This is a genomic window from Amycolatopsis sp. 195334CR, assembly GCF_017309385.1.
In the GTDB taxonomy this organism is placed as follows: Bacteria; Actinomycetota; Actinomycetes; order Mycobacteriales; family Pseudonocardiaceae; genus Amycolatopsis.
In genome coordinates this window covers 2,350,038-2,370,769 of the sequence record NZ_JAFJMJ010000002.1, presented here as the reverse complement: position 1 = coordinate 2,370,769, position 20,732 = coordinate 2,350,038, and the positions used below count along the sequence as shown (strand labels likewise).

Here is a 20,732-nt window from a genome sequence, read left to right as displayed (position 1 = left end):
ATGAAGGTGGCACAACTGGTCGAATACGGTTCGCCGCTCGCCCTGCGCGAGCTCGCCGACCCGGCACCCGAACCCGACGGCGTGGTGCTCGCCGTGCTCGCCTCGGGCATCTGCCGCAGCGACTGGCACGCCTGGCACGGGGACTGGGGCTGGCTGGCCGGGCAGATCCCGCTGCCCAGGACGCTGGGGCACGAGATCGTCGGTGAGGTGGTCGCCGCCGGGCCGGAGGTGCGTTCGGTGGCGGTGGGCAGCCGGGTCACCGTGCCGTTCCACCTGGCGTGCGGTGCCTGCGCGCACTGCCGGTCGGGCCACGCCAACCTCTGCGACCACATGCAGGCGCTCGGGATGTCGCGCGACGGCGGATACGCCGAGTTCGTGGACATCCCGAACGCGGACTTCAACTGCGTGCCGGTGCCCGAGTCGGTCAGCTCGGTGGCGGCCAGCGCGATCGGCTGCCGCTTCATGACCGCGTTCCACGCCATCAGCGGCCAGGGGCGGGTGCGCCCCGGTGAATGGGTCGCCGTGCACGGAGCGGGTGGGGTGGGGCTGTCGGCCGTCCAGATCGCCGCCGCGGCCGGCGCCTCGGTGATCGCGATCGACCTGGATCCCGGGAAGCTCGCGCTCGCCGAGAAGCAGGGGGCGTCGTACACAGTGGACGCGAGCGAGACGGCCGATGTCCCCGCCGCCGTGCAGGAGTTGAGCGACGGCGGTGCGCACGTCTCCATCGACGCCGTCGGCTCACGCACCACCGTGGTGAACTCGGTGCTCTCGCTGCGCAAGGGCGGCCGTCACGTCCAAATCGGACTCACCAGCTCCGAGGACGCCGGGCAGATCGCCCTGCCGATCGACGTGCTCACCACACGGGAGCTGTCCGTTATCGGCTCGCACGGCAATCCGCACAGCAGCTACCCGCAACTGCTTTCCCTGGTCGATTCCGGGAAGCTGGCTCCGCAGGACATCGTGCGGCAGACGGTTCCGCTGGCGCGGGCCGGGCAGGTGCTCGCCGAGATGAGCGACTTCGGCACGAGCGGCATCACCGTGATCGACCGGTTCTGATCTCACTCCGGGAGGAGCCCCATGCACATCAACGGCGATTTCGTGCGCGCGGCGGACGGACGGACCTTCGAGACGGTGGATCCGTCCACCGGGGAGCGCATCACCGAGGTGGCGCACGCGGGCGCCGCGGACGTCGACTCGGCCGTGCGCGCGGCCCGGCTGGCGTTGGAGGGTCCGTGGGGCGCGCTGCCCGCCATCGAACGCGGGCGGCTGCTGGGCAGGCTCGCCGATCTCGTCGAGGCGAACGCCGGGGAGTTGGCGGAACTGGAGTCGCGCGACGGCGGCAAGCCGATCAGCGCCACCACCTCGATGGACGTCCCGGGTGCGGTGGCCCAGTTCCGCTACTTCAGCGGCTGGCCGACCAAACTGGAGGGACGCACGATCCCGGTCGCCATGCCGGACACCCTTTGTTACACCCGGCAGGAACCGGTCGGGGTCGTCGCGCAGATCCTGCCGTGGAACTTCCCGCTGCTCATGACGTCGTGGAAGCTGGGCGCCGCGCTGGCCGCCGGGTGCACCGTGGTGCTGAAGCCCGCCGAGCAAACGCCGTTGACGGCACTGCGCCTGGCGGAACTGATCGTCGAAGCAGGCTTCCCACCCGGCACGGTCAACGTCCTCACCGGCGATGGCGAGACGGGGTCGCTGCTGGTGGACCACCCGGACGTGGACAAGATCGCCTTCACCGGGTCGACAGCCGTCGGCCGCGAAATCGGGGCGAAGGCGGGCGCTGGGCTCAAACGCCTCACCCTGGAGCTCGGCGGGAAGAGCCCGAACATCATCCTCGCCGATGCGGACCTCGATGCCGCCATCGCTGGTTCGTACCAGGGGATCTACGGGAACTCGGGTCAGGCTTGCTACGCCGCCTCCCGCCTGTTCGTGCACCACAGCGTCTTCGACGAGGTGGTGTCCGGCCTGGTCGACCGAGCCTCGACGGCTGTCGTCGGGCCGGCACTGGACCCCGCGACGGAACACGGTCCCCTGATCTCGGCTGAGCAGTACCAGCGAGTGCGGGCCTTCGTCGAAGACGGCGTCGCCTCCGGCGCCACCCTCCACGGCGACGTGCCTCCTCCCGCGCTGGACGGTGGCTACTACATCCGGCCGACCCTCTTCATCGACGTCAAGCCGGACATGCGCATCGCGCGGGAGGAGATCTTCGGCCCGGTCCTGGTCGCCACCCCCTTCGACGACCTCTCGGAAGTCGTGGAGTACGCGCACGACACCGACTACGGCCTGGCCGCCGGGGTGTGGACGCGGAACCTGGGGAACGCCCACACCCTCGCCGCGCGGTTGCGAGCAGGCGTGGTCTACCTCAACACCTGGTCCGCCGGCGACCCCGCCGCCCCCTTCGGCGGCGTCAAAGCCTCCGGCTCAGGCCGCGAAATGGGCCAACCAGGCGTCGAGTCGTACCTGGAGCCCAAAACCGTCTGGACCTCCCTCACCCCTGCCTAGCACCCACACAGCCAAAGCACGGCATACTCAAGGTCCGGGGTGGGCAACCCGCTGCCGAACAAAGTCCGGCACCAAACTGAACACCCCCAGAAGTGCCATCCCCGCCCCAATCCACAAGGGGGCTGCCAGGCCGACCCCAGCACTGATACCGAGCCCACCCAGCCACGGCCCGATCACCACACCCACATTGATCGCGGACCCGTTCACCGTATTGACCAGCGGCCCTTCGTTCGACACCGACATCACCCGAGCCGCCAGCGCCGGGTTCAGGGGCAGGCCGATCAAGCCCAGCAACACCGTCGCCACGATCACGGGTAGCTGGTACGCGATCACCAGCGCGAATCCGGCCAGAACGACCGTCAACGCGACCAAGCCGCCCAGCAGCAACGGTCGCAGGTAATCATCGGCATACCGGCCGACGACCACATTCCCCACCACCGTCGCCACGCCGTACACCGCGAACAACACCGGCACCGTGCCCGGGCTGAACCCCGCCGCCCCCGTGTAAATCGGCGACAGATAACTGAACCCGGCCACGACCGCGCCGATCACCAGCGCGTTGGTCCCGTACGCCCCCCACAACCGCGCATTCCGGAACGCCCGCAGCTCCGCTCGAAGGTCCAGGTCCGCGGAACCTTCGAAAGCGGGCACCTTCAGCAGCACCGCGCCGATGCACACCAGCGCCAGCACGTCGACGACCCAGAAGCTGGCCCGCCACCCGAAGTGCTGCTCGATGAACGTCGCCGCGGGCAAGCCGACGACCTGCGCCACGGTGATCCCGCCGAGCACGACAGCCATCGCCCGCCCCCGCCGCTCGGGACCCACCAACCGCACGCACACCGCGGCGCTCACGCCGAAGAACGCCGACGCGGCCAGCGCGGTCAGCACCCGCGCCACCACCAGCACCCAGTACTCGTACGCCAGCGCCCCCAGCGTCTGCCCGGCGACAAAAACCAGCAGCAGCCAGATCAGCGCCCGCTTCGGCGGCACCCGCATCAAGCCGACGGTCAGCAGCGGCCCGCCGACCACCATGCCGAACGCGTACACCGACACGAGGAACCCCACCGCGGCGATGGACACGCCCAGCTCACCCGAGATGCCCGGGATCAGCCCGGCGACCATGATCTCCGTGGTGTTGAGGCAGAAAACCCCGACCCCCAGCACGTACACGGCAAAAGGCATGACCACTCACCCGCCAGACGGCACGGCGAACGAACTCCACCGGTTGCCGGACGGATCGGTGAACTGCCCGATGGTCAAGCCGTTCCCGTCGGACACCGGCCCCATCACCCGGCTGCCTCCCGACCGCTCACACCGGTCGAGCACATCCTCCACATCGGACACGAGCAGCCCGGGAATCGCGTAGTCCCCGGCCCCGGCGAAGATCCCGCCGATCGGCTGCTCCGCCCCCGGCGCCAAGAAGCTGTAGTACTCCACCCCTTCGGCCGCCTCGTCCCGCTCGGACGTCCACCCGAACGCGTTCTCGTAGAACTTCCGCGTGGCGCCCGGATCGTCGGTGCCGATCTCGAACCACGCCACCGGAGTCCCCGAGGACGACAGGCCCAGCCGGTTCGACCGCACATCCTCCACCACCGCCTGCAGATCACCGGCAGGCGTCCGCGATGGCGACGCGATCACCCGAGCCCCCAACGACTCCAGGTGCGACAACGTCCCCGCCACCTCGCACACGACGAAGATCGTCAGCTCATCCCGATCTCCCGACCGCAGAGCACCCATCGACGAGGACCCGGGCCCGGCCACCGTCCAGTACCCGGCCTCGGCCTCGGTGAACTCCCAGCCGAACAGCCCGTCGTAGAACTTCCGGCAGCGGTCCGGATCGGTGGCGGTGATTTCGAACCAGCCCACAGTACGGGTGTTCATCAGAACTCCCTTCCCACCCGACTACCTTCTACCAGCACAACCACGGTAAACTAGTTTCCAGCGGGAAATCAAATGCACACGCACGAGAGGCGGGCGAATGGCCGACCAGCATGACAAAGTGGACAATGCGCTGGCCCTGCTGACCTGCGTGCTCGTCGCCCGGCGGGCCAGGGTCAATCCGGAAGGCGTGTCCTGGCAGCAGTACGACGTCCTCGAACTGCTGCGCCTGCGCGGTCCGATGAAGCCCTCGGAACTCGGCGAATCGCTCGGCGTGTCCCGCCAGACCACCTCCAAGGCGCTGCGCGTGCTCAAGGACCAGCACCTCGTGCAGCAGGCCGCACTCGGCACGGATCGGCGTGAGCAGACGACCTCGCTCACCGAAGCCGGCCACGCCTTCCTGGACCGCGCGGCCCGCAGCAGGCGGGAGAACGCCAAGATCGTCGAGGCCGCGCTCGACCCGGACGAGCAGGCCGCGTTCGCCGCCCTGTGCGACAAGGTGTCCACCGCCTTCCAGGAAGCCGGGCCGCCCACCGCCTGACTCAGCGCGCGGCGCGCTTCAGATCGGCTCGCAGGTACTCCGCGGTGACGGACTCGCGGTTCCCGGTCAGCTCCGAGGGCGTGCCCTCGAACACCACGCGGCCACCGTGGCGGCCCGCGTCCGGCCCGAGGTCGATCACCCAGTCGGCGTGCTTGACCACCTCCAGGTCGTGCTCCACGACGATCACGGTGTTGCCCTCGTTCACCAGCCGGTCGAACAACGCCAGCAGCGTGTCCACGTCCGCCATGTGCAGACCCGTCGTGGGCTCGTCGAAGACGAACACGCTCCCGGTGTCCCGAAGCCGGTGAGCCAGCTTGAGCCGTTGCCGTTCCCCGCCGGACAGCGTCGACAACGGCTGTCCCAGCGTCAGGTACGACAACCCGACCTCGCGCAACATCGTCAGCTTCCGGACCACCGCGTCCTCGGTGAAGAACGACAACGCCTCCTCGACCGTCAGCGCGAGCACGTCGACGATGCTCTTGCCGCCCAACGTCTTCGAGAGCGCTTCGTCCCGATACCGGCGGCCTTCGCAGACCTCGCAGGTGACCGTGACCGGATCCATGTACGCGAGGTCGGTCTGGATCACCCCGCGCCCCTGGCAGGCCGGGCAGCCACCCGTGGAGTTGAAGCTGAACAGCCCGGCATCGGCGTCGTTGGCCTTGGCGAACATCTTGCGGATGGTGTCCATGATGTCCACGTAGGTCGCCGGGGTGGAGCGCGAGGAGATGCCGATGCTCGACTGGTCCACCATCACCGCGTCGGGGTACTGCTCGGCGAAGACCCCGGAGATCAGCGAACTCTTGCCCGATCCCGCGACCCCGGTCACCGCGGTGAGCACCCCGGCCGGGATGTCCACCGTGACGTCGCGGAGGTTGTTCACCTTGGCATGCCTGATGGTCAGCGCGCCGTCCGGCTCACGCACCTCGTCCTTGAGCCCGGTGTACTGGCGGAGCCGGCGGCCGGTGGGCGTGTCGGCCTTGCACAGCTGCCGGTACGTCCCCTCGAACACGACCTCGCCGCCGTGCGTCCCGGCGCCGGGGCCCATGTCCACCAGGTGGTCGGCCACCGCCATGACGTCCGGGTTGTGCTCCACCACGAGCACGGTGTTCCCCTTGTCCCGCAACGCTCCCAGCAGCTCGTTGAGCCGGTGCACGTCACGCGGGTGCAGTGCGACGCTCGGCTCGTCGAAGATGAAGGTCAGGTCGCTCAGGCTGCTGCCGAGGTGGCGCACCGTCTTCAGCCGCTGCCCCTCTCCCCCGGACAACGTCGACGTCTCGCGATCGAGGCTGAGGTAGCCCAGCCCGATCGCCTCCACCCGCTCCAGCGCGGCGACGGCGGCCTGGACCACCGGCTTAGCCACCGGATCGTCGATGCGCCCCAGCTCGTCGAGCAGCTCGCTGACCTCCAGCGCCGAGTAGTCGGCGATGTTCTTGCCGTTGATCTTCGACGCGAGCGCGGCCTTGTTCAGCCGTCCGCCCCTGCACACCGCGCAGACACCGGCCTTGACCACTTCCTCGACGGCCCTGCGTTCCTTTTCCTTGAGCGCGTCGAGGCCGTTCTTGAGGTAGCGCCGGTTGAACCGGAGCACCAGGCCCTCGTATTCGTTGGAATGGGTCAGCTCGCGGCCGGGACGTTTGACCTTGAAGCCCTCGCCGTGGAGCAGCAGGTCCTTTTCCTTCTTGGTGAACTTCTTCACCGGTTTGTCCGGGTCGAACAGCCCGGACTGCGCGTAGAGCTGCCACTGGAACCCGCCGACGGCGAACAGCGGCGACCGGATCGCGCCGTCGTTCAGCGATTTGGTCTCGTCGAGCAGGGATCCCAGGTCGAGCCGCACCGTCCGGCCGAGCCCCTGGCACTCGTCGCACATGCCCTGCGGATCGTTGAACGAGTACAGAGTGGACGGTCCGGCACCCGGTTCACCGTGGCGCGAGAACAACACCCGCAGGATCGGGCTGATCTCGGTCATCGTGCCGACGGTGGACCGGGAGTTGCCGCCGATCGGCTTCTGGTCCACCACGATCGCGGTGGACAGGTTGCGCATCACCTCGGCCCGCGGGCGCTCGTACTTGGCCAGGCGGTTGCGGATGAACCAGGGAAAGGTCTCGTTGAGCTGCCGCTGCGACTCGACCGCGATGGTGCCGAACACCAGGGAGGACTTGCCCGAGCCGGACACCCCGGTGAACACGGTCAGCTGCCCCTTCGGCAGGCGCAGGGACACGTTCTTGAGGTTGTGCTGCCGAACACCTTCCAACAGGATGCTGTCGTTTGCGCGCCGGCCGGCCATGCCTCGCCCTCCTCCGGTCACCGAAAACTGGTTTCCAGTTGGAAACCATATCAGCGGGGCGACTGCCGGGCAATTTCCAGCGCGGTGGCGGCAGTGCGCTCCAGGGTGTCGCACACCGGGATACCCACTCGGCGCGCGTGCCAAATCAGGTAACGGTTCCGTTCCGGATTGGCGCAGCCCGGCGGGCAGCCGAGCACCACCCGGTCCGGGGTGGTGCCGAGGGCCAGGCCGAATTCCACGTTCGTGGTGAACGCGGGCAGGGTGCGCAGATCGCGGGGGATCCAGAACATCAGTGCCCGCGCGGCTTCGATCATCTCCAGTTCGGCGGAGACCTGGTCGTCGTACTCGCGTGCCCGCCAGCCACCGCGGGATTCCGGGCTCAGGACGACGAGTGGTTCCGGCTCATGCCACCCATCGGAGAGCAGGTCGATCGCGGCCGGGCGCCACGATTCCACCGACTCCGACCGTGGTGTCGGCCCGAGCAGCATCACCGACGGCACGCCCGTGGGAACGGGCTCGTGGGCGTAGACGAGCTGGATTCCCGCGCTCATGCGGCGATCAGCGAGGAACGCAGGTGCTCGCTGAACAGCCGCGTGGCCGGATGGGTCACCCGCACCGGTGAAACCAGCGACACCGGCAGCGAACCGGCGTCGGGCACGGGCAGGTAGCGCACCCCGGGGAACGGGTGGTCGTGCGCGGTCCCGGCGGCGGTCATGCCGACGGCCGCGCCGGTGGCGATGGTGGTCAGCCATTCGTGGACGCCCGCCACGTCGAGCAGGCGCGGGCCGGGGGCGCGCCACATGCTCGCGCTGGTGGTGGCCGCGGTGCGGCACAGCGCCACCGTGCGCGTGGCGAGGTCGGCCAGGGTGAGCTGCTCACGCGCGGCGAGCGGGTCGGTGGCGGCCACGGCCGCGAGCCGGGGTTCGGCGAACAGCGGCTCGGTGCGCAGCGCCGGATCGTCGACCGGGGTTTCCCGCAGCACGGCGACGTCGATCTCGCCCCGTAGCAGCGCGGCCACCGGGTCTTCCTGGCGCGACACCGCGATACCGATCTCCGGGTGCCGTTCGCGCCAGGACCGCAGCATGGGCACGGTGTGTTCGCCCAGCGAACTCCAGGCGAAGCCGAGCCGGAGGTCGCGTGGGCGGTCGGCCGCCTCGGCGAGCGCGTCGTCGACGGCGGCGAGGATGCCGTGCGCCTTGTCGCAGAGGCGGCGCCCGGCCTCGGTCAGCTCCAGGCTGCGGGTGGTGCGCTCGACCAGCACCGCGCCGACGCGGCGTTCGAGCTGGGCCAGGGTCCGCGACAGGGCGGGCTGGCTCAGGCGCAGGGCCAGCGCGGCGCCGGTGATCGTGCCGTGGTCGCCGATGGCGGCCAGCGCGCGGAGGTGCCGCAGTTCGACGTCCATGATCGCCAGCCTACCGCCGGAGAGTTCATGCACCGAACGCATAACCGGTGCGCGAACGGCATTTCACACCGCTCGCGCGCGCTCGTAGCGTCGGCGGCATGGACATCCTTCTGATCGGCGCGAACGGCGTACTGGGCACGGCCGTGAGCACCACGCTGGCGGCTCGCGGGCACCGCATCATCCGGGTCGGCCGCACCTCGGGCGACATCCTCGCGGACATCACCGACCCGGCCGGGCTGACCCGGGTCTACGCGGAGGCGGGCCCGGTCGACGCCGTGGTCAGCGCCGCCGGCGACGCGCCCTTCAAGCCGTTCGCCGAGCTGACCGCCGACGACTACCTCAGCGCCTACCGCGGCAAGGTGGCCGCGCAGATCGACCTGGTCCGCCACGGCCTGGACCGGCTGCCCGAACACGGCTCGTTCACCCTGATCTCCGGGGTGCTCGCGCGCGAGCCGATCCCGTCGGGCAGCGCGGCGGCGATGGCGAACGGCGCGGTGGAGGCGTTCGTGCGCTCGGCCGCCATCGAGATCGCGCCGCGGCGGGTCAACGCGGTGAGCCCGACCGTGTTCACCGAGAGCGTGCCCGACTACGGGCCGTACTTCCCCGGCATGGCGCCGGTGGACCTGGCCGCGGTGGCGCAGGCGTACGTGCGTTCGGTGGAGGGCGGGCTCACCGGTCAGGTGTTCATCCCCTGACCCCGGCCGGAGCCGGGAGCTCCTCGGCCGCTTCGGCGGCCCGCTCCAGGCCGGTGCTGGTCTGGAGCGGCTTCTCCTTGATCGCCAGGATCGCCACCAGGGTGATCAGCGACAGCGCGCCGGCGATCAGGAAGATCACCGCGGTCCCGTCACCGTAGGCGCCGCGGACGATGTCGCCGAGCGCGGCGGGCAGTTCGTTCAGGCTGCCGATGCCGATCTCCCCGGAACCCGGCGGCACGGTGATGCCCGCCGCGCTGAGCCCGTCGGTGGTGCGCTGGGTGACCTGGGTGGCCAGCACCGCGCCCAGCACCGACACGCCGACCGTGCCGCCGAGCGAGCGGAAGAAGGCGACGGTGGAGCTGGCCGCGCCGAGGTCGGTGGCCGCCACCGTGTTCTGCACCGCCAGCACCAGGTTCTGCATGGTCATGCCCATCCCGGTGCCCAGCACGAACAGGAACACCCCGAGCACCACCATGTTCGTGGTGTGGTCGATGGTGCCGAGCAGGCCGAACCCGCCGACCATGGCGATCGCGCCCGCCACCAGGAAGCCCTTCCACCGGCCGTACTTGGTGATCAGCAGCCCGGACGCGGTCGAGGACAGCATCGAGCCGATGATCATCGGCAGGGTGAGCAGGCCGGCCGCGGTCGGCGAGTAGCCGCGGGCGATCTGGAAGTACTGGCCGAGGAAGACCGCCCCGCCGAACAACGCGGTGCCGACCGCGATGCTGGCCACGGTGGCCAGCGTGGTGGTGCGGTCGCGGAACAACCGCAGCGGGATGATCGGCTCCTTGGCCCGGCTCTCCACCAGCACCGCCAGCGCCAGCAGGACCACACCGAGCGCGACCAGCAGCAGCGAGGTGCTCGACCCCCAGGCGAAGCTGTTGCCCGCCAGGGTGATCCAGATCAGCAGGGTGGACACGCCACCGGCGATCAGGCCGGCGCCGAGGTAGTCGACCTTGATCGGGCGCTTGACCACCGGCAGGTTCAGCGTGCGCTGCACCACCACCAGCGCGATCACCGCGAGCGGCACGCAGACGTAGAAGCACCAGCGCCAGCCCAGCCACGAGGTGTCCACGATCAGGCCGCCGAGCAGCGGACCGGCCACCGTGGCCACCGACATCACGATGGAGATCGGGCCGGTGTAGCGGCCGCGTTCCCGCGGGCTGATCATCGCCGCGATGGCGATCACCACCAGCGACTGGAGGCCGCCGAGCCCGAGGCCCTGCAGGGCGCGCCAGGCGATCAGCGTCTCGGCGGACTGGGCCAGCCCGGCCAGCATCGAGCCGATGGTGAACACCACGATGGCCAGCTGGACCAGCAGCTTCTTGCTGACCAGGTCGGCCAGCTTGCCCCAGATCGGGGTGCTCGCGGTGGAGGCGAGCAGGGTGGCGGTGATCATCCAGGTGTACTGGCTCTGCGAGCCGTGCAGGTCGCGGATGATGGTGGGCAGCGCGTTCGAGACGATGGTGGAGCTCAGGAACGCGGTGAACATCGCCAGCAGGAGCCCGGCGAGGGCTTCCAGTACCTGGCGGTGGGCCATGCGCCCGCTCTCCTCGGCGGAGACGGGCGTGGCGGAAGGCGTGGGCGAAGCCACTGGGTCTTTCTCCTTGGTGATCGGGGTGCTCAGGAGTCCGCGAGTGCGGCCAGGTCCCGGACCGCGCGGATGTCGTGGGTGAGCCGGTGCAGGCCGGCGATGAGGGCTTCGGCGTCCTCCTCGGCCCAGTCGGTCAGTGCGGTGGCCACCACCTCGGCCCAGCGCTCCTGGTGGGCGCAGAGGTAGCGGTCGCCGTCCTCGGTGACGGCGAGCAGTCCGGCGCGGCCGTCGCCGGGATCGGGGCGGCGGCGCACCAGCCCGGCGCGTTCCAGCGGCGCGACCTGCCTGCTGATCACCGACGGGTCGACGTCGAGGTGCTCGGCGATCCGCCCCAGCCGCTGCTCCCCCTCGCGGCGCAGCAGCGCGAGCAGGGCGATGGCGCCGGGTGGCAGGTCTTCGCGCAGGTAGGCGTGGTGCTGGACGGCACGCCCCGAGCGGATGACCGCACGCAGGGCGTCGACCAGTTCGGCCGCGGTCGCCGAGGTGAGCACGGAACTGCCTCCTGTTTGGTTGCTAGGTACAAGCATATATTACTTGCTTAGGTTAAGCAACCATCGGCCCGAGTAGGTTGGTGCCAGCCGAGACCCGCGAAGGGGACAAAACACATGGCGCAGGGCACGCGGATCCGGCCGATCGCCGGGATGCTGCGGGACAACGCCGGTCGCTTCGCGAGCAAGACCGCCTATCGCGACGCCCGCCGGTCGATCACCCACGCGCAGCTGGCCGAGCGGACCGCGCGGCTGGCCGGGCACCTCGCCGCCGAGGTGGGCCGGGGCGCGCGGGTCGCGCTGCTGCTGGGCAACACGATCGAGGCGGTCGAGGGCCTGCTGGCGGTCACCAGGGCGGCGGCCGTCGGCGTGCCGATGAACCCGCGCGGTTCCGACGCCGAGGTCGAGTTCCGCCTGCGGGACAGCGACGCCTCGCTGGTGATCACCGATCCCGCCCACGAACCGCAGGTCCGCCGGGTCACCGACCGGCCGGTGCTGGTCACCGGGCCCGCCTTCGAGGAGTGGGCGACCGCCGCTCCCCCGCTGCCCCCGCCGGACGACCTCGGCCTGGACGAACCCGCGTGGATCCTCTACACCTCGGGCACCACCGGGCACCCGCGCGGTGTGGTCTCCAGCCAGCGGTCGGTGCTGTGGAACGTGGAGGCCTGCTACGAGTCGGTGCTCGGGTTCGGCGAGCACGACACCCTGCTGTGGCCGCTGCCCCTGCACCACGCCTTCGCGCACACCTTCTGCGTGGTCGGCGTGGCCGCGGTCGGCGCGAGCGCCCGCATCCTGCCGGGGTTCACCGCCGAGGAGACGCTGGAGGCGCTGCGCGAGGGCTCGTTCACCGCGCTCGGCGGGGTACCGGCCACCTACCGCCAGCTCGTCGCCGCCACCGACGGGACCGTGCGCGGGCCGCGGCTCTGCCTCACCGCGGGCGCCCCGGCCAGCCTGGACCTGCGTGACGCCTTCGAGGAGGCGTTCGGCACCCCGTTGCTCGACGGCTACGGCTGCACCGAGGCGTGCGGCAAGATCACCATGGCCGCGCCGGGCGACCCGCGCTCGGCGGGCAGCGCGCTGGTGCCCGGCCAGGAGGTCCGGGTGGTCGACCCGGACAGCGGCGCCGACCTGCCCGCCGGTGCCGAGGGTGAGGTCTGGGTGCGCGGGCCGAGCCTGATGCTCGGGTACCACGGCAGGCCGCCGCTGCGGCCCGGCGAGTGGTACCGCACCGGCGATCTCGGCCGGTTCGCCGACCGCGACCAGCTGGAGATCACCGGCAGGCTGAGCGAGCTGATCATCCGGGGTGGCGAGAAGATCCACCCGGCCGAGGTGGAGCGGGTGCTGGGGGCGCTGCCGGAGGTCGCCGACGTGGCGGTCACCGGGCGCGCGCACGAGGTGCTCGGTGAGGTCCCGGTCGCCTACGTCGTCCCCGCGGACGGCGGCTTCGAACCGGACCGGCTGCGCGCGGCCTGCCGCCGCGAGCTGGCCGCGATCAAGGTGCCGGCCGAGTTCCACCGGATCGACCACGTGCCGCGCACCGGCTCGGGCAAGATCCTGCGCCACCAGCTCAGCGCCGCCGAGCCCGACCTGCTCGACCTGGTTCTGCGCGAGACCGCGGCCGCCGCCGGGCTGACCGAGCACGACGTGCTGGCCCCCGACCGGCCGTTCACCGAACTCGGCGTCACCTCGCTCAGCGCGGTCGAACTGCGCACCCGGCTGTCCGAGCGCACCGGGCTGTCGCTGCCCGCGACGCTGGTCTTCGAGTTCCCGACCCCGCTGCAGCTGGCCCGTCACCTGCGTGAGGCCGAGCCCGCCGAACGGCCACCGGTCACCGCCGACTCCGCCGAGCCGATCGCGATCATCGGCATGGCCTGCCGTTATCCCGGCGGGGTGCGGTCCCCGGAAGACCTGTGGCAGCTGCTGGTCGACGAGGTCGACGCGACCTCGGAGTTCCCCGTCGACCGCGGCTGGGACCTGGACAAGCTCTTCGACGACGACCCCGACGCGCCGGGGCACTCCTACACCCGCCGCGGGGGTTTCCTGCACGACGCCGCCGAATTCGACCCGGCGCCGTTCGGCATCTCACCGCGCGAGGCGCTGGCGATGGACCCGCAGCAGCGGCTCCTGCTGGAGACCGCGCTGGAGGCGTTCGAACGCGCCGGCCTCGATCCCGGTGCGCTGCGCGAAACCGACACCGGGGTGTTCGCCGGGCTGATGTACGACGACTACGCCACCCGCATCCGGCAGGTGCCGGGTGAGCTGGAGGCGCAGCTGGGCCTCGGCTCGGCGGGCAGCGTGGCCTCCGGGCGGATCGCCTACACCTTCGGCCTGCGCGGCCCGGCGATCACCGTGGACACCGCGTGCTCGTCGTCGCTGGTGGCGCTGCACTGGGCGGCGGCCGCGCTGCGGGCCGGTGACTGCTCGCTGGCGCTGGCCGGTGGCGCCACGGTGATGTGCACGCCGAACTCGTTCATCGGGTTCAGCCGCAGCCGCGGGCTGGCGCCGGACGGCCGGTGCAAACCGTTCTCCGCCGACGCCGACGGCACCGCCTGGGGTGAGGGCGTCGGGCTGCTGGTGCTCGAACGGCTCTCCGACGCGCGGCGGCTCGGGCACCCGGTGCTGGCCGTGCTGCGGGGTTCCGCGGTGAACTCCGACGGCGCCTCCAACGGGCTCACCGCGCCCAGCGGGGGCGCCCAGCAGCGGGTGATCCAGCGAGCGCTGGCCGCGGCCGGCCTGCAACCGTCCGAAGTGGACGTCGTGGAGGCACACGGCACGGGCACCACGCTGGGCGACCCGATCGAGGCCAGGGCGTTGCTCGCGGCCTACGGGCCGGAGCGCGCCGGGCGGCCGCTGCGGCTCGGTTCGGTCAAGGCCAACCTCGGGCACACCCAGGCCGCCGCCGGGGTGGCCGGGGTGATCAAGATGGTCGAGGCGATGCGCCACGGCGTGCTGCCGAAGACGCTGCACGTGGGCACGCCGTCCCCGCACGTGGACTGGTCGGCCGGGCTGGAGCTGACCGACCGCACCGGCCCGTGGCCCGAGACCGGCCACCCGCGCCGGGCGGCGGTGTCCTCGTTCGGCATCAGCGGCACCAACGCGCACGTGATCCTCGAACAGGCGCCACGGGAAGAACCCGAGCCCGTCGCGGCGCCGCCGGACCTGCCGTGGCTGCTCTCCAGCGCGACCGAGGTGCGCGCGCAGGCGGTCAAGCTCACCGGCGCGGTCGCCGGACTGCCACCGGCGGCCGTCGGGCACGCGCTCGCGAGACGGCCGCTGTTCGGGCACCGGGCCGCGATCCTGTCCCCCGGCGCGCTGGCGTCCTTCGCCGCGGGGGAACCGGATCCTCGGGTGCTCACCGGGACCGCCGACGCACGCGGCCAGCTCGCGTTCCTGTTCAGCGGGCAGGGCGCGCAACGGCTCGGCATGGGCGAGCGGCTGCGGGAGTTCCCGGTGTTCGCGACCGCGTTCGACCACGTGTGCCGGTTCCTCGACCCGTTGCTGGAACACCCCCTGCGCTCGGTGATCACCGGGACCGACCGGGCACTGCTCGACCGGACCGACTTCGCCCAGGCCGCGTTGTTCGCCTTCGAGGTGGCGTTGTTCCGGCTGCTGGAGTCGTGGGGCATGCGGCCGGACTACCTGGCTGGGCACTCGATCGGCGAACTGGCCGCGGCGCACGTGGCCGGGGTGCTGGCCATCCGGGACGCCGCCGAACTGGTCGCCGCGCGGGGTTCGCTGATGCGCGACCTGCCACCCGGCGGGGCGATGGTGGCGATCGAGGCCGGTGAGCGCGAGGTGCTGGCGAGCATCGCCGGGCTGGAGGACCGGCTGGCGGTCGCGGCGGTGAACGGCCCGCGCTCGGTGGTCGTCTCCGGTGCCGAGGCCGAACTGCTCGCGCTCGCCGCGGACTACGCCGCCCAGGGCCGCCGGACCACCCGCCTCGAGGTCAGCCACGCGTTCCACTCCCCCCTGCTCGAACCGATGCTGGCCAAGTTCCGCGCGGTCGCCGATGGACTGTCCTACCGGGACCCGGCGCGGCCGGTGGTGTCCGGGCTGACCGGCCGGGTCGCCGAACCGGGCACGCTGAGCACACCCGACTACTGGGTGCGGCACGCCCGGCGCGCGGTCCGGTTCGCCGATTCGGTGCGCACGCTCGCCGGTGCCGGGGTCACCCTCTTCGCCGAACTCGGGCCGTCCTCGGTGCTGACCGCGCCCGCGCAGGAGACCGCCGACGGGGTGTTCGCGCCGATGGCGCCGTCGGTGACCGCGGCGGTGGCCCGGTTGTGGGTGCACGGCGCGGAACTGGACCGGGCGGCGATGTTCACCGGCGCCCCCGCCGCCGACCTGCCCACCTACGCCTTCCAGCGGTCGCGGTTCTGGCTCGACGACGCCGGGGAAGACCCGAAGCTGTCGGTGCTCTCGGCGGGACGGCCGATCGCCGGGACCGACAAGACCCTGTTCACCGGCACGCTTTCGGTGCGCACGCACCCGTGGCTGGCCGACCACCGGATCTCCGGCACGCTGGTGGTGCCCGCGGCGGCGCTGGTGGACATGGCGCTGCACGCGGCCGACGGCACGCTGGCCGAGTTCCTGCTGCGCACGCCGATGGTGCTGCCCGAGGACGGGGAGCTGGCCGTGCAGGTCCTGCTCGACGGAACCGGGCAGTTGTCACTGCACGCCCGCCACGGCGACGCCGCGCCGTGGGTGCTGCACGCCACCGGCCGCGTCGTCACCCAGGACGAGCCACCCGCCGGTGACGGCTGGCCGGCCTTCGAGTCCGATTTGGACGGTGTGGACCTCGCCTCGGCGTACGCAGCGCTGGCCACCCGCGGGTACGACTACGGCCCGGCGTTCCAGGGCGTGCGGTCGATCCACCGCGACGGCGAGACCGTCTACGCCGAGGTCAGGGTGCCCGAAGCGGGCCGGTTCGCGCTGCACCCGGCACTGCTCGACGCGGTGGTGCACGCGAAACTGCTCGCCGACGGCGCGGCGGGCCCGATCCGGCTGCCGTTCGCCTGGTCGGGTGTGCGCCTCTACGCCACGGGGGCGACGGCGGTGCGGGCCCGGCTGACCCCGGCCGGGCGGGACGCCTTCGCGGTGGCCATCGACGACCACCACGGCAATCCGGTGGCGCGCATCGATTCGCTGGTCACCCGCCCGCTGCCCGCCGGGGCGCTGCCCTCGGCCGAAGCCGACAGCGCGTTGCTGCGGCCGGTGTGGCAGAGCATCCCGCGCGGGACGGACCACCGCGAGTTCGACCTGCGGCCGCTGACCGCCACCGCGCCGGAAATGGTGGAGCGCACGCACGTGCTGGCCGGGCGCACGCTGGCCTGGCTGCACGAGTCGCTCGACGGCGACCGGCCGCTGGTGCTGGTCGGCGACGGCACGGACCCGGCCGCGGCGGCCGCCTGCGGGCTGGTCCGGGTGGCGCAGAACGAGCACCCCGGCCGGTTCGTGCTGATCGACGGTGATCCGGCGGACGGTGAGCTGATCGCCGCGGCGGTGGCCACCGGGGAACCCGAGGTGTCCATTCGCGACGGTCAGCTGCGGGTGCCGCGGCTGACCGTGGCGCCACCGCCGCCGGGCAGGCGGGTGCTCGGCGGCACGGTGCTGGTCACCGGCGGCACGGGCGCGCTCGGCGGACTCCTGGCGCGGCACCTGCTCACCCGCCACGACGTGCGGCGGCTCGTGCTGACCAGCCGCCGTGGCCCGGACGCGCCCGAGGCCGCGGAACTGGTCGAACTGGGCGCGGAGGTGGTCGCCTGCGACGTCGCCGACCGGGCCGCGCTCGCCGAGCTGCTGGGCCGGATCGGGCCGGTGGACGCGGTGGTCCACGCGGCCGGGGTGCTCGACGACGGCGTGCTGACCGCGCTCACCCCGGAGCGGCTGACCACCGTGCTGAGGTCCAAAGTGGACGCGGCGTGGCACCTGCACGAGCTGACCGGTGATCCGGCCGCGTTCGTCGTGTTCTCCTCGGCCGCCGGGGTGCTGGGCAACGCCGGGCAGGGCAACTACGCCGCGGCCAACGCCTTCCTCGACGCCCTCGCCCGGCACCGCCACGGCCTCGGCCTGCCCGCGTTGTCGCTGGCGTGGGGCCAGTGGCACACCGAGAACGGGATGTCCGGGCACACCGGCGTGCCGTCGATCGTGGCGCCGATGCGGGCCGAGCACGGGCTGGCCCTGTTCGACGCGGCGCTGGCGGGTGACGAGCCGGTGCTGGCCCCGATCCTGCTCGACCAGGGCGCGTTGCGGCCGGGCCAGGCGGTGCCGCCGCGACTGCGCGGGCTGCTGCGCCCGGTGCGGCCGGTCGCCGCGGCGTCGGCCGGCGCGCCCGCGCGGCGTCGCGACCGCACGCCGATCGAACTGGTGTTGCAGGCCGTCGCGGATGTGCTGGGGCACCGCGACACCGGTGCCATCGAGCCGGACAAGGCGTTCTCCGCGCTCGGGTTCGACTCGCTGACCGCGGTGGAACTGCGCAACCGGCTCGCCGCGCTGCTCGACGTGCACCTGGCCGCGACGGTGGTGTTCGACCACCCGACGCCCGCCGCGCTGGCCGAGCACCTGGCCACGCAACTGGGCACGCCGCCGCCCGCGAGCACCCCGGGCACGCTGGCCTCGCTGTACCGGCGGGTCTGCGAGGCGGGTCAGGTGGTGGCCGGGATGCACATGCTGATCACCGCGTCGTGGGCGTCGCCGAGTTTCGGGGTGGACCAGCGCGCCGAGCACCGGGTCGCCCCGGCCACGCTGACCCGCGGTGGCCGGGCGCCCGCGCTGATCTGCCTGCCGTCGTTCAGTCCGGGCCCGGGCGAGTACACCCGGTTCGCGGCGCTGTTCGACGGTGAGCGCGAGGTGCACGTGCTGGCGCATCCGGGGTTCGGCCAGGACGTGTCCGTGCCCGCCGACCGGGACGCGCTGGTGCGGGTGCACGCGGACACCGTGCTGGAGCTGGCCGGCGATCGGCCGTTCGTGCTGGTGGGCCGGTCGACCGGCGGGCAGGTGGCGCACGCGGTGGCCACCGAGCTGGAACGCGACGGCGTGGTGGCGGACGGGGTGATCCTGATCGACACCTACCACGTGACCGAGGTGAACCAGTACGACGACTGGCTGCTCACCCTGCCCGCGCACGCCGCGCTCACCCTCGGCGAGGCGTTCGACGCGGCCGTGCCGGACGGCCAGCTGATCGCGATGGGGGCCTACACCCGCATCTTCGGCGGCTGGCACCCGGAGCCGACCGGTGTGCCGACACTGCTGCTGCGTGCCGAGCACGCCGCCGCGGAGCAGGAGTGGCCCCTCCCGCACACGCTGACCCGCGTCCCGGGCGACCACTTCACCATCCTGGACGAACACACGGCAACGACGGTAGAAGCCGTCCGCGCGTGGGAAAACCGTTAGCGCACCAGCAGCCGAGCCCGGGGGTGGTGGGTCCATTCGCCGGTGGGCGCCAGGCGCAGGAAGTCCTCGCGCAACTGGGCCACGAACTCCTCCCCGCGCGCTGTGGCGAGGGCACGCAGGGGGCCCGAGCGGACGTAGGACTCGAACAGCGTCGCGGCGTCCGGGTGCGTCATCGGGTGCGTGACGTACTCGTCGCGCGTGTACCCCGTCAGCCGCTCCTCCCACGAGCGGTCCGACGGGGGTACGTGCGGGTTCAGCGCCTCGCGCATCACCGCGAACGGGCCGTCGGTTTCGGTGGTGCCCGGCCAGAACACCACCGACAGCCTGCCGCCGGGGCGCAGCGCGTTCGCCCACGAGGCGAGCGCGGTCTCCGGCTCGGGGAGTTGTTGCAGGCCGAACACCGACACCACGCCCGCGAACCGTCCCGTCCACTGTGGATCGAGCGTGACCGCGTCCCCTTCGACCACGCTCACCCGTGGGTTCCCGGCCGCACGGGCGGCAGCCAGGCGCACCATGCCCGCGGACAGGTCGAGCCCGACCACCGCCCGGCCGGGGAACCGCTCGGTCAGCGCGTCCAGTTCGGGCAGCGTGCCACAGCACGGCACCAGGATCGGCCCGTCGGGCAGCGGCCCGAGCGCGTCGACCGCGGTGCGGACCCACGGCGCGAACCGCGGCACGAAGTAGGCTTCGTACCCTTCGGCGGCCTCATCCCAGGCTCGGGCCAAATCGTTCACGGGCCGAGCTTAGGGCTTCTTCGACGCGATCCAGCTGAGCGGTGATCCACGGCAGGCTCGCGGGATCGTCGCTGGCCAGCGCGGCGTGCCGTTGTTCGTCGTTCTCGCCGTAGAGCAGGCTCGTCGCGATCCGCAGCCGCAACGCGCCGGGGTCGTCACCGAACGCCGAGCCGGGCAGGGTCGCGACGCCCAGGTCGAGCAGGCGCGCGGCCAGTTCGCGGTCGTCGGGCACGGCCCAGCCGGTGAAGTCCGGGTAGAGGTAGAAACCGGCCTGCGGTGGCGCGCACGCCACGCCGGCGCCGGTCAGGATGCGGGCGACAGCATGAGCGACCCGCGAGTGCAGGCGGCGGCTCGCTTCGATGCGGTCGCGCAGGGCGGCGGGCTCGGTGAAGGCCAGCGCGGCGACCTTCTGCACGGGCTGCGCCGGTGCCGACCAGACCTCGCTCCCGATGCCGATCACCGCGTCCCGCAGCGACCGCGACGGGAACCGGGCGACGCCGATCCGCCAGCCGCCCAGCGCCAGGTTCTTGCTCAGCCCGGTGGTCACCACCGTGCGCTCCGGTGCCACCTCGGCCGGGCTGAGGAACGGCGTCGCGGCGTCGTGCACGAGGTCGCGGTAGATCTCGTCGGACAGGATCAGCAGGTCGTGCCTTTCGGCGATCTCGCACACCGCGCGCACGGCCTCCGGTGAGGCGACCGCGCCGGTCGGGTTGTCGGGCAGGGTCAGCACCACGGTGCCCAGTTCGGGGCCGAGCGCGTCGAGCCGGTCCGGATCGGGCACGCCCGCCGCGCCCGGCACCAGGTGGCACGGCAGTCCGTGCAGCGCGGCCTGCGCGGCGTAGCTGACCCAGCTCGGTTTCGGCAGCGCGACCCCGCCACCGGCCGCGCCGAGCACCGCCCACAGCAGCGCCTTGCTGCCGGGTGCGGCGACCACGTCACCGGCGTCGGCGGGCACACCCCGGCGGGTCCAGTACCCGGCGGCGGCTTCGCGGAGTTCGGGGATACCCGCGGGCGGACCGTAGCCCGCCGCGGGCGCGGCCTCACCGAGTGCGGTGGTCAGCAGCGGGTGCACCGGGATCCCGGCTTCGCCGAAGCCGAGCGGGACGGTGGGCAGACCGGCCGCGCGGCGGCGCGCGACCTCTTCGTTGACGGCCAGGGTCGGGGAAACGGTCGAGACCTTCATGCCTCCACCGTCCCGCCGATCGAGCGTCATGTACAG

14 protein-coding genes are annotated in these 20,732 nt (G+C 72.1%); 5 read left to right on the top strand and 9 right to left on the bottom strand.

All coding sequences use genetic code 11. The features are described 5' to 3' along the window. Positions 1-1,056, top strand: coding sequence for a zinc-binding dehydrogenase (locus JYK18_RS33790; RefSeq protein ID WP_206807460.1), 1,056 nt, complete (start codon positions 1-3; stop codon positions 1,054-1,056). 21 nt (positions 1,057-1,077) lie between these two features. Beyond that, positions 1,078-2,505, top strand: a complete 1,428-nt coding sequence (locus JYK18_RS33785) for an aldehyde dehydrogenase family protein (RefSeq protein WP_206807459.1) — start codon at positions 1,078-1,080, stop codon at positions 2,503-2,505. A 27-nt stretch (positions 2,506-2,532) separates the two neighbouring features. Here JYK18_RS33785 and JYK18_RS33780 read toward each other — a convergent pair whose 3' ends face one another. Then, a complete protein-coding gene (locus JYK18_RS33780; RefSeq protein WP_206807458.1) occupies positions 2,533-3,687 on the bottom strand; it encodes an MFS transporter in 1,155 nt (384 codons plus the stop codon). 6 nt (positions 3,688-3,693) lie between these two features. Further along, a complete protein-coding gene (locus tag JYK18_RS33775) occupies positions 3,694-4,386 on the bottom strand; it encodes a VOC family protein (RefSeq protein WP_206807457.1) in 693 nt (230 codons plus the stop codon). Positions 4,387-4,483: 97 nt separating this feature from the next. Here JYK18_RS33775 and JYK18_RS33770 point away from each other — a divergent pair, with 97 nt between their 5' ends. Beyond that, positions 4,484-4,924 (top strand): MarR family winged helix-turn-helix transcriptional regulator, encoded by a 441-nt coding sequence (locus tag JYK18_RS33770; RefSeq protein ID WP_206807456.1) that lies wholly within the window; start codon positions 4,484-4,486, stop codon positions 4,922-4,924. Between the two features lies 1 nt (position 4,925). Here the strand turns inward: JYK18_RS33770 and JYK18_RS33765 are convergent, their stop codons facing one another. From JYK18_RS33765 to JYK18_RS33755, 3 genes are read right to left on the bottom strand one after another with little or no spacing between them, the layout of a single operon-like run. After that, positions 4,926-7,208: an excinuclease ABC subunit UvrA gene (locus JYK18_RS33765; protein ID WP_206807455.1), complete on the bottom strand. Its 2,283-nt coding sequence runs from the start codon at positions 7,206-7,208 to the stop codon at positions 4,926-4,928. Positions 7,209-7,258: 50 nt separating this feature from the next. Continuing rightward, on the bottom strand, positions 7,259-7,759 hold the full coding sequence (locus JYK18_RS33760; RefSeq protein ID WP_206807454.1) for a nucleoside 2-deoxyribosyltransferase domain-containing protein: 501 nt from the start codon (positions 7,757-7,759) through the stop codon (positions 7,259-7,261). Further along, on the bottom strand, positions 7,756-8,610 hold the full coding sequence (locus JYK18_RS33755; RefSeq protein WP_206807453.1) for a LysR family transcriptional regulator: 855 nt from the start codon (positions 8,608-8,610) through the stop codon (positions 7,756-7,758). Before JYK18_RS33755 ends, JYK18_RS33760 begins: the two co-directional genes overlap by 4 nt. Positions 8,611-8,708: 98 nt before the next feature. Here JYK18_RS33755 and JYK18_RS33750 point away from each other — a divergent pair, with 98 nt between their 5' ends. Next, positions 8,709-9,305, top strand: coding sequence for a short chain dehydrogenase (locus JYK18_RS33750; RefSeq protein WP_206807452.1), 597 nt, complete (start codon positions 8,709-8,711; stop codon positions 9,303-9,305). On the opposite strand, the gene JYK18_RS33745 is transcribed toward JYK18_RS33750, so the two are convergent. Next, positions 9,295-10,899 carry an MFS transporter gene (locus JYK18_RS33745; protein ID WP_307796177.1) on the bottom strand — a complete coding sequence of 535 codons (1,605 nt, stop codon included), beginning with the start codon at positions 10,897-10,899 and terminating at the stop codon, positions 9,295-9,297. The genes JYK18_RS33750 and JYK18_RS33745 overlap by 11 nt on opposite strands. Positions 10,900-10,928: 29 nt before the next feature. Further along, the gene (locus JYK18_RS33740; RefSeq protein WP_206807451.1) at positions 10,929-11,390 is read right to left on the bottom strand and encodes a MarR family winged helix-turn-helix transcriptional regulator; all 462 of its coding nucleotides are present in this window, start codon (positions 11,388-11,390) and stop codon (positions 10,929-10,931) included. Positions 11,391-11,504: 114 nt separating this feature from the next. Between JYK18_RS33740 and JYK18_RS33735 the strand changes: the two genes are divergently transcribed. Further along, the gene (locus tag JYK18_RS33735; RefSeq protein ID WP_206807450.1) at positions 11,505-18,779 is read left to right on the top strand and encodes a type I polyketide synthase; all 7,275 of its coding nucleotides are present in this window, start codon (positions 11,505-11,507) and stop codon (positions 18,777-18,779) included. On the opposite strand, the gene JYK18_RS33730 is transcribed toward JYK18_RS33735, so the two are convergent. Then, positions 18,776-19,513, bottom strand: a complete 738-nt coding sequence (locus tag JYK18_RS33730; RefSeq protein WP_206807449.1) for a trans-aconitate 2-methyltransferase — start codon at positions 19,511-19,513, stop codon at positions 18,776-18,778. The two genes, JYK18_RS33735 and JYK18_RS33730, sit on opposite strands and share 4 nt — an antisense overlap. Continuing rightward, positions 19,485-20,696 carry a pyridoxal phosphate-dependent aminotransferase gene (locus tag JYK18_RS33725; protein ID WP_206807448.1) on the bottom strand — a complete coding sequence of 404 codons (1,212 nt, stop codon included), beginning with the start codon at positions 20,694-20,696 and terminating at the stop codon, positions 19,485-19,487. The genes JYK18_RS33730 and JYK18_RS33725 overlap by 29 nt, the downstream gene beginning before the upstream one ends. Positions 20,697-20,732 lie beyond the last annotated feature (36 nt).

Excerpts from the sequence above, each read along its gene's own strand:
- JYK18_RS33790 (WP_206807460.1), top strand. The coding sequence starts at position 1 with ATGAAGGTGGCACAACTGGTCGAATACGGTTCGCCGCTCGCCCTGCGC.
- JYK18_RS33785 (WP_206807459.1), top strand. The coding sequence starts at position 1,078 with ATGCACATCAACGGCGATTTCGTGCGCGCGGCGGACGGACGGACCTTC.
- JYK18_RS33780 (WP_206807458.1), bottom strand. The coding sequence starts at position 3,687 with ATGCCTTTTGCCGTGTACGTGCTGGGGGTCGGGGTTTTCTGCCTCAAC.
- JYK18_RS33775 (WP_206807457.1), bottom strand. The coding sequence starts at position 4,386 with ATGAACACCCGTACTGTGGGCTGGTTCGAAATCACCGCCACCGATCCG.
- JYK18_RS33770 (WP_206807456.1), top strand. The coding sequence starts at position 4,484 with ATGGCCGACCAGCATGACAAAGTGGACAATGCGCTGGCCCTGCTGACC.
- JYK18_RS33765 (WP_206807455.1), bottom strand. The coding sequence starts at position 7,208 with ATGGCCGGCCGGCGCGCAAACGACAGCATCCTGTTGGAAGGTGTTCGG.
- JYK18_RS33760 (WP_206807454.1), bottom strand. The coding sequence starts at position 7,759 with ATGAGCGCGGGAATCCAGCTCGTCTACGCCCACGAGCCCGTTCCCACG.
- JYK18_RS33755 (WP_206807453.1), bottom strand. The coding sequence starts at position 8,610 with ATGGACGTCGAACTGCGGCACCTCCGCGCGCTGGCCGCCATCGGCGAC.
- JYK18_RS33750 (WP_206807452.1), top strand. The coding sequence starts at position 8,709 with ATGGACATCCTTCTGATCGGCGCGAACGGCGTACTGGGCACGGCCGTG.
- JYK18_RS33735 (WP_206807450.1), top strand. The coding sequence starts at position 11,505 with ATGGCGCAGGGCACGCGGATCCGGCCGATCGCCGGGATGCTGCGGGAC.
- JYK18_RS33725 (WP_206807448.1), bottom strand. The coding sequence starts at position 20,696 with ATGAAGGTCTCGACCGTTTCCCCGACCCTGGCCGTCAACGAAGAGGTC.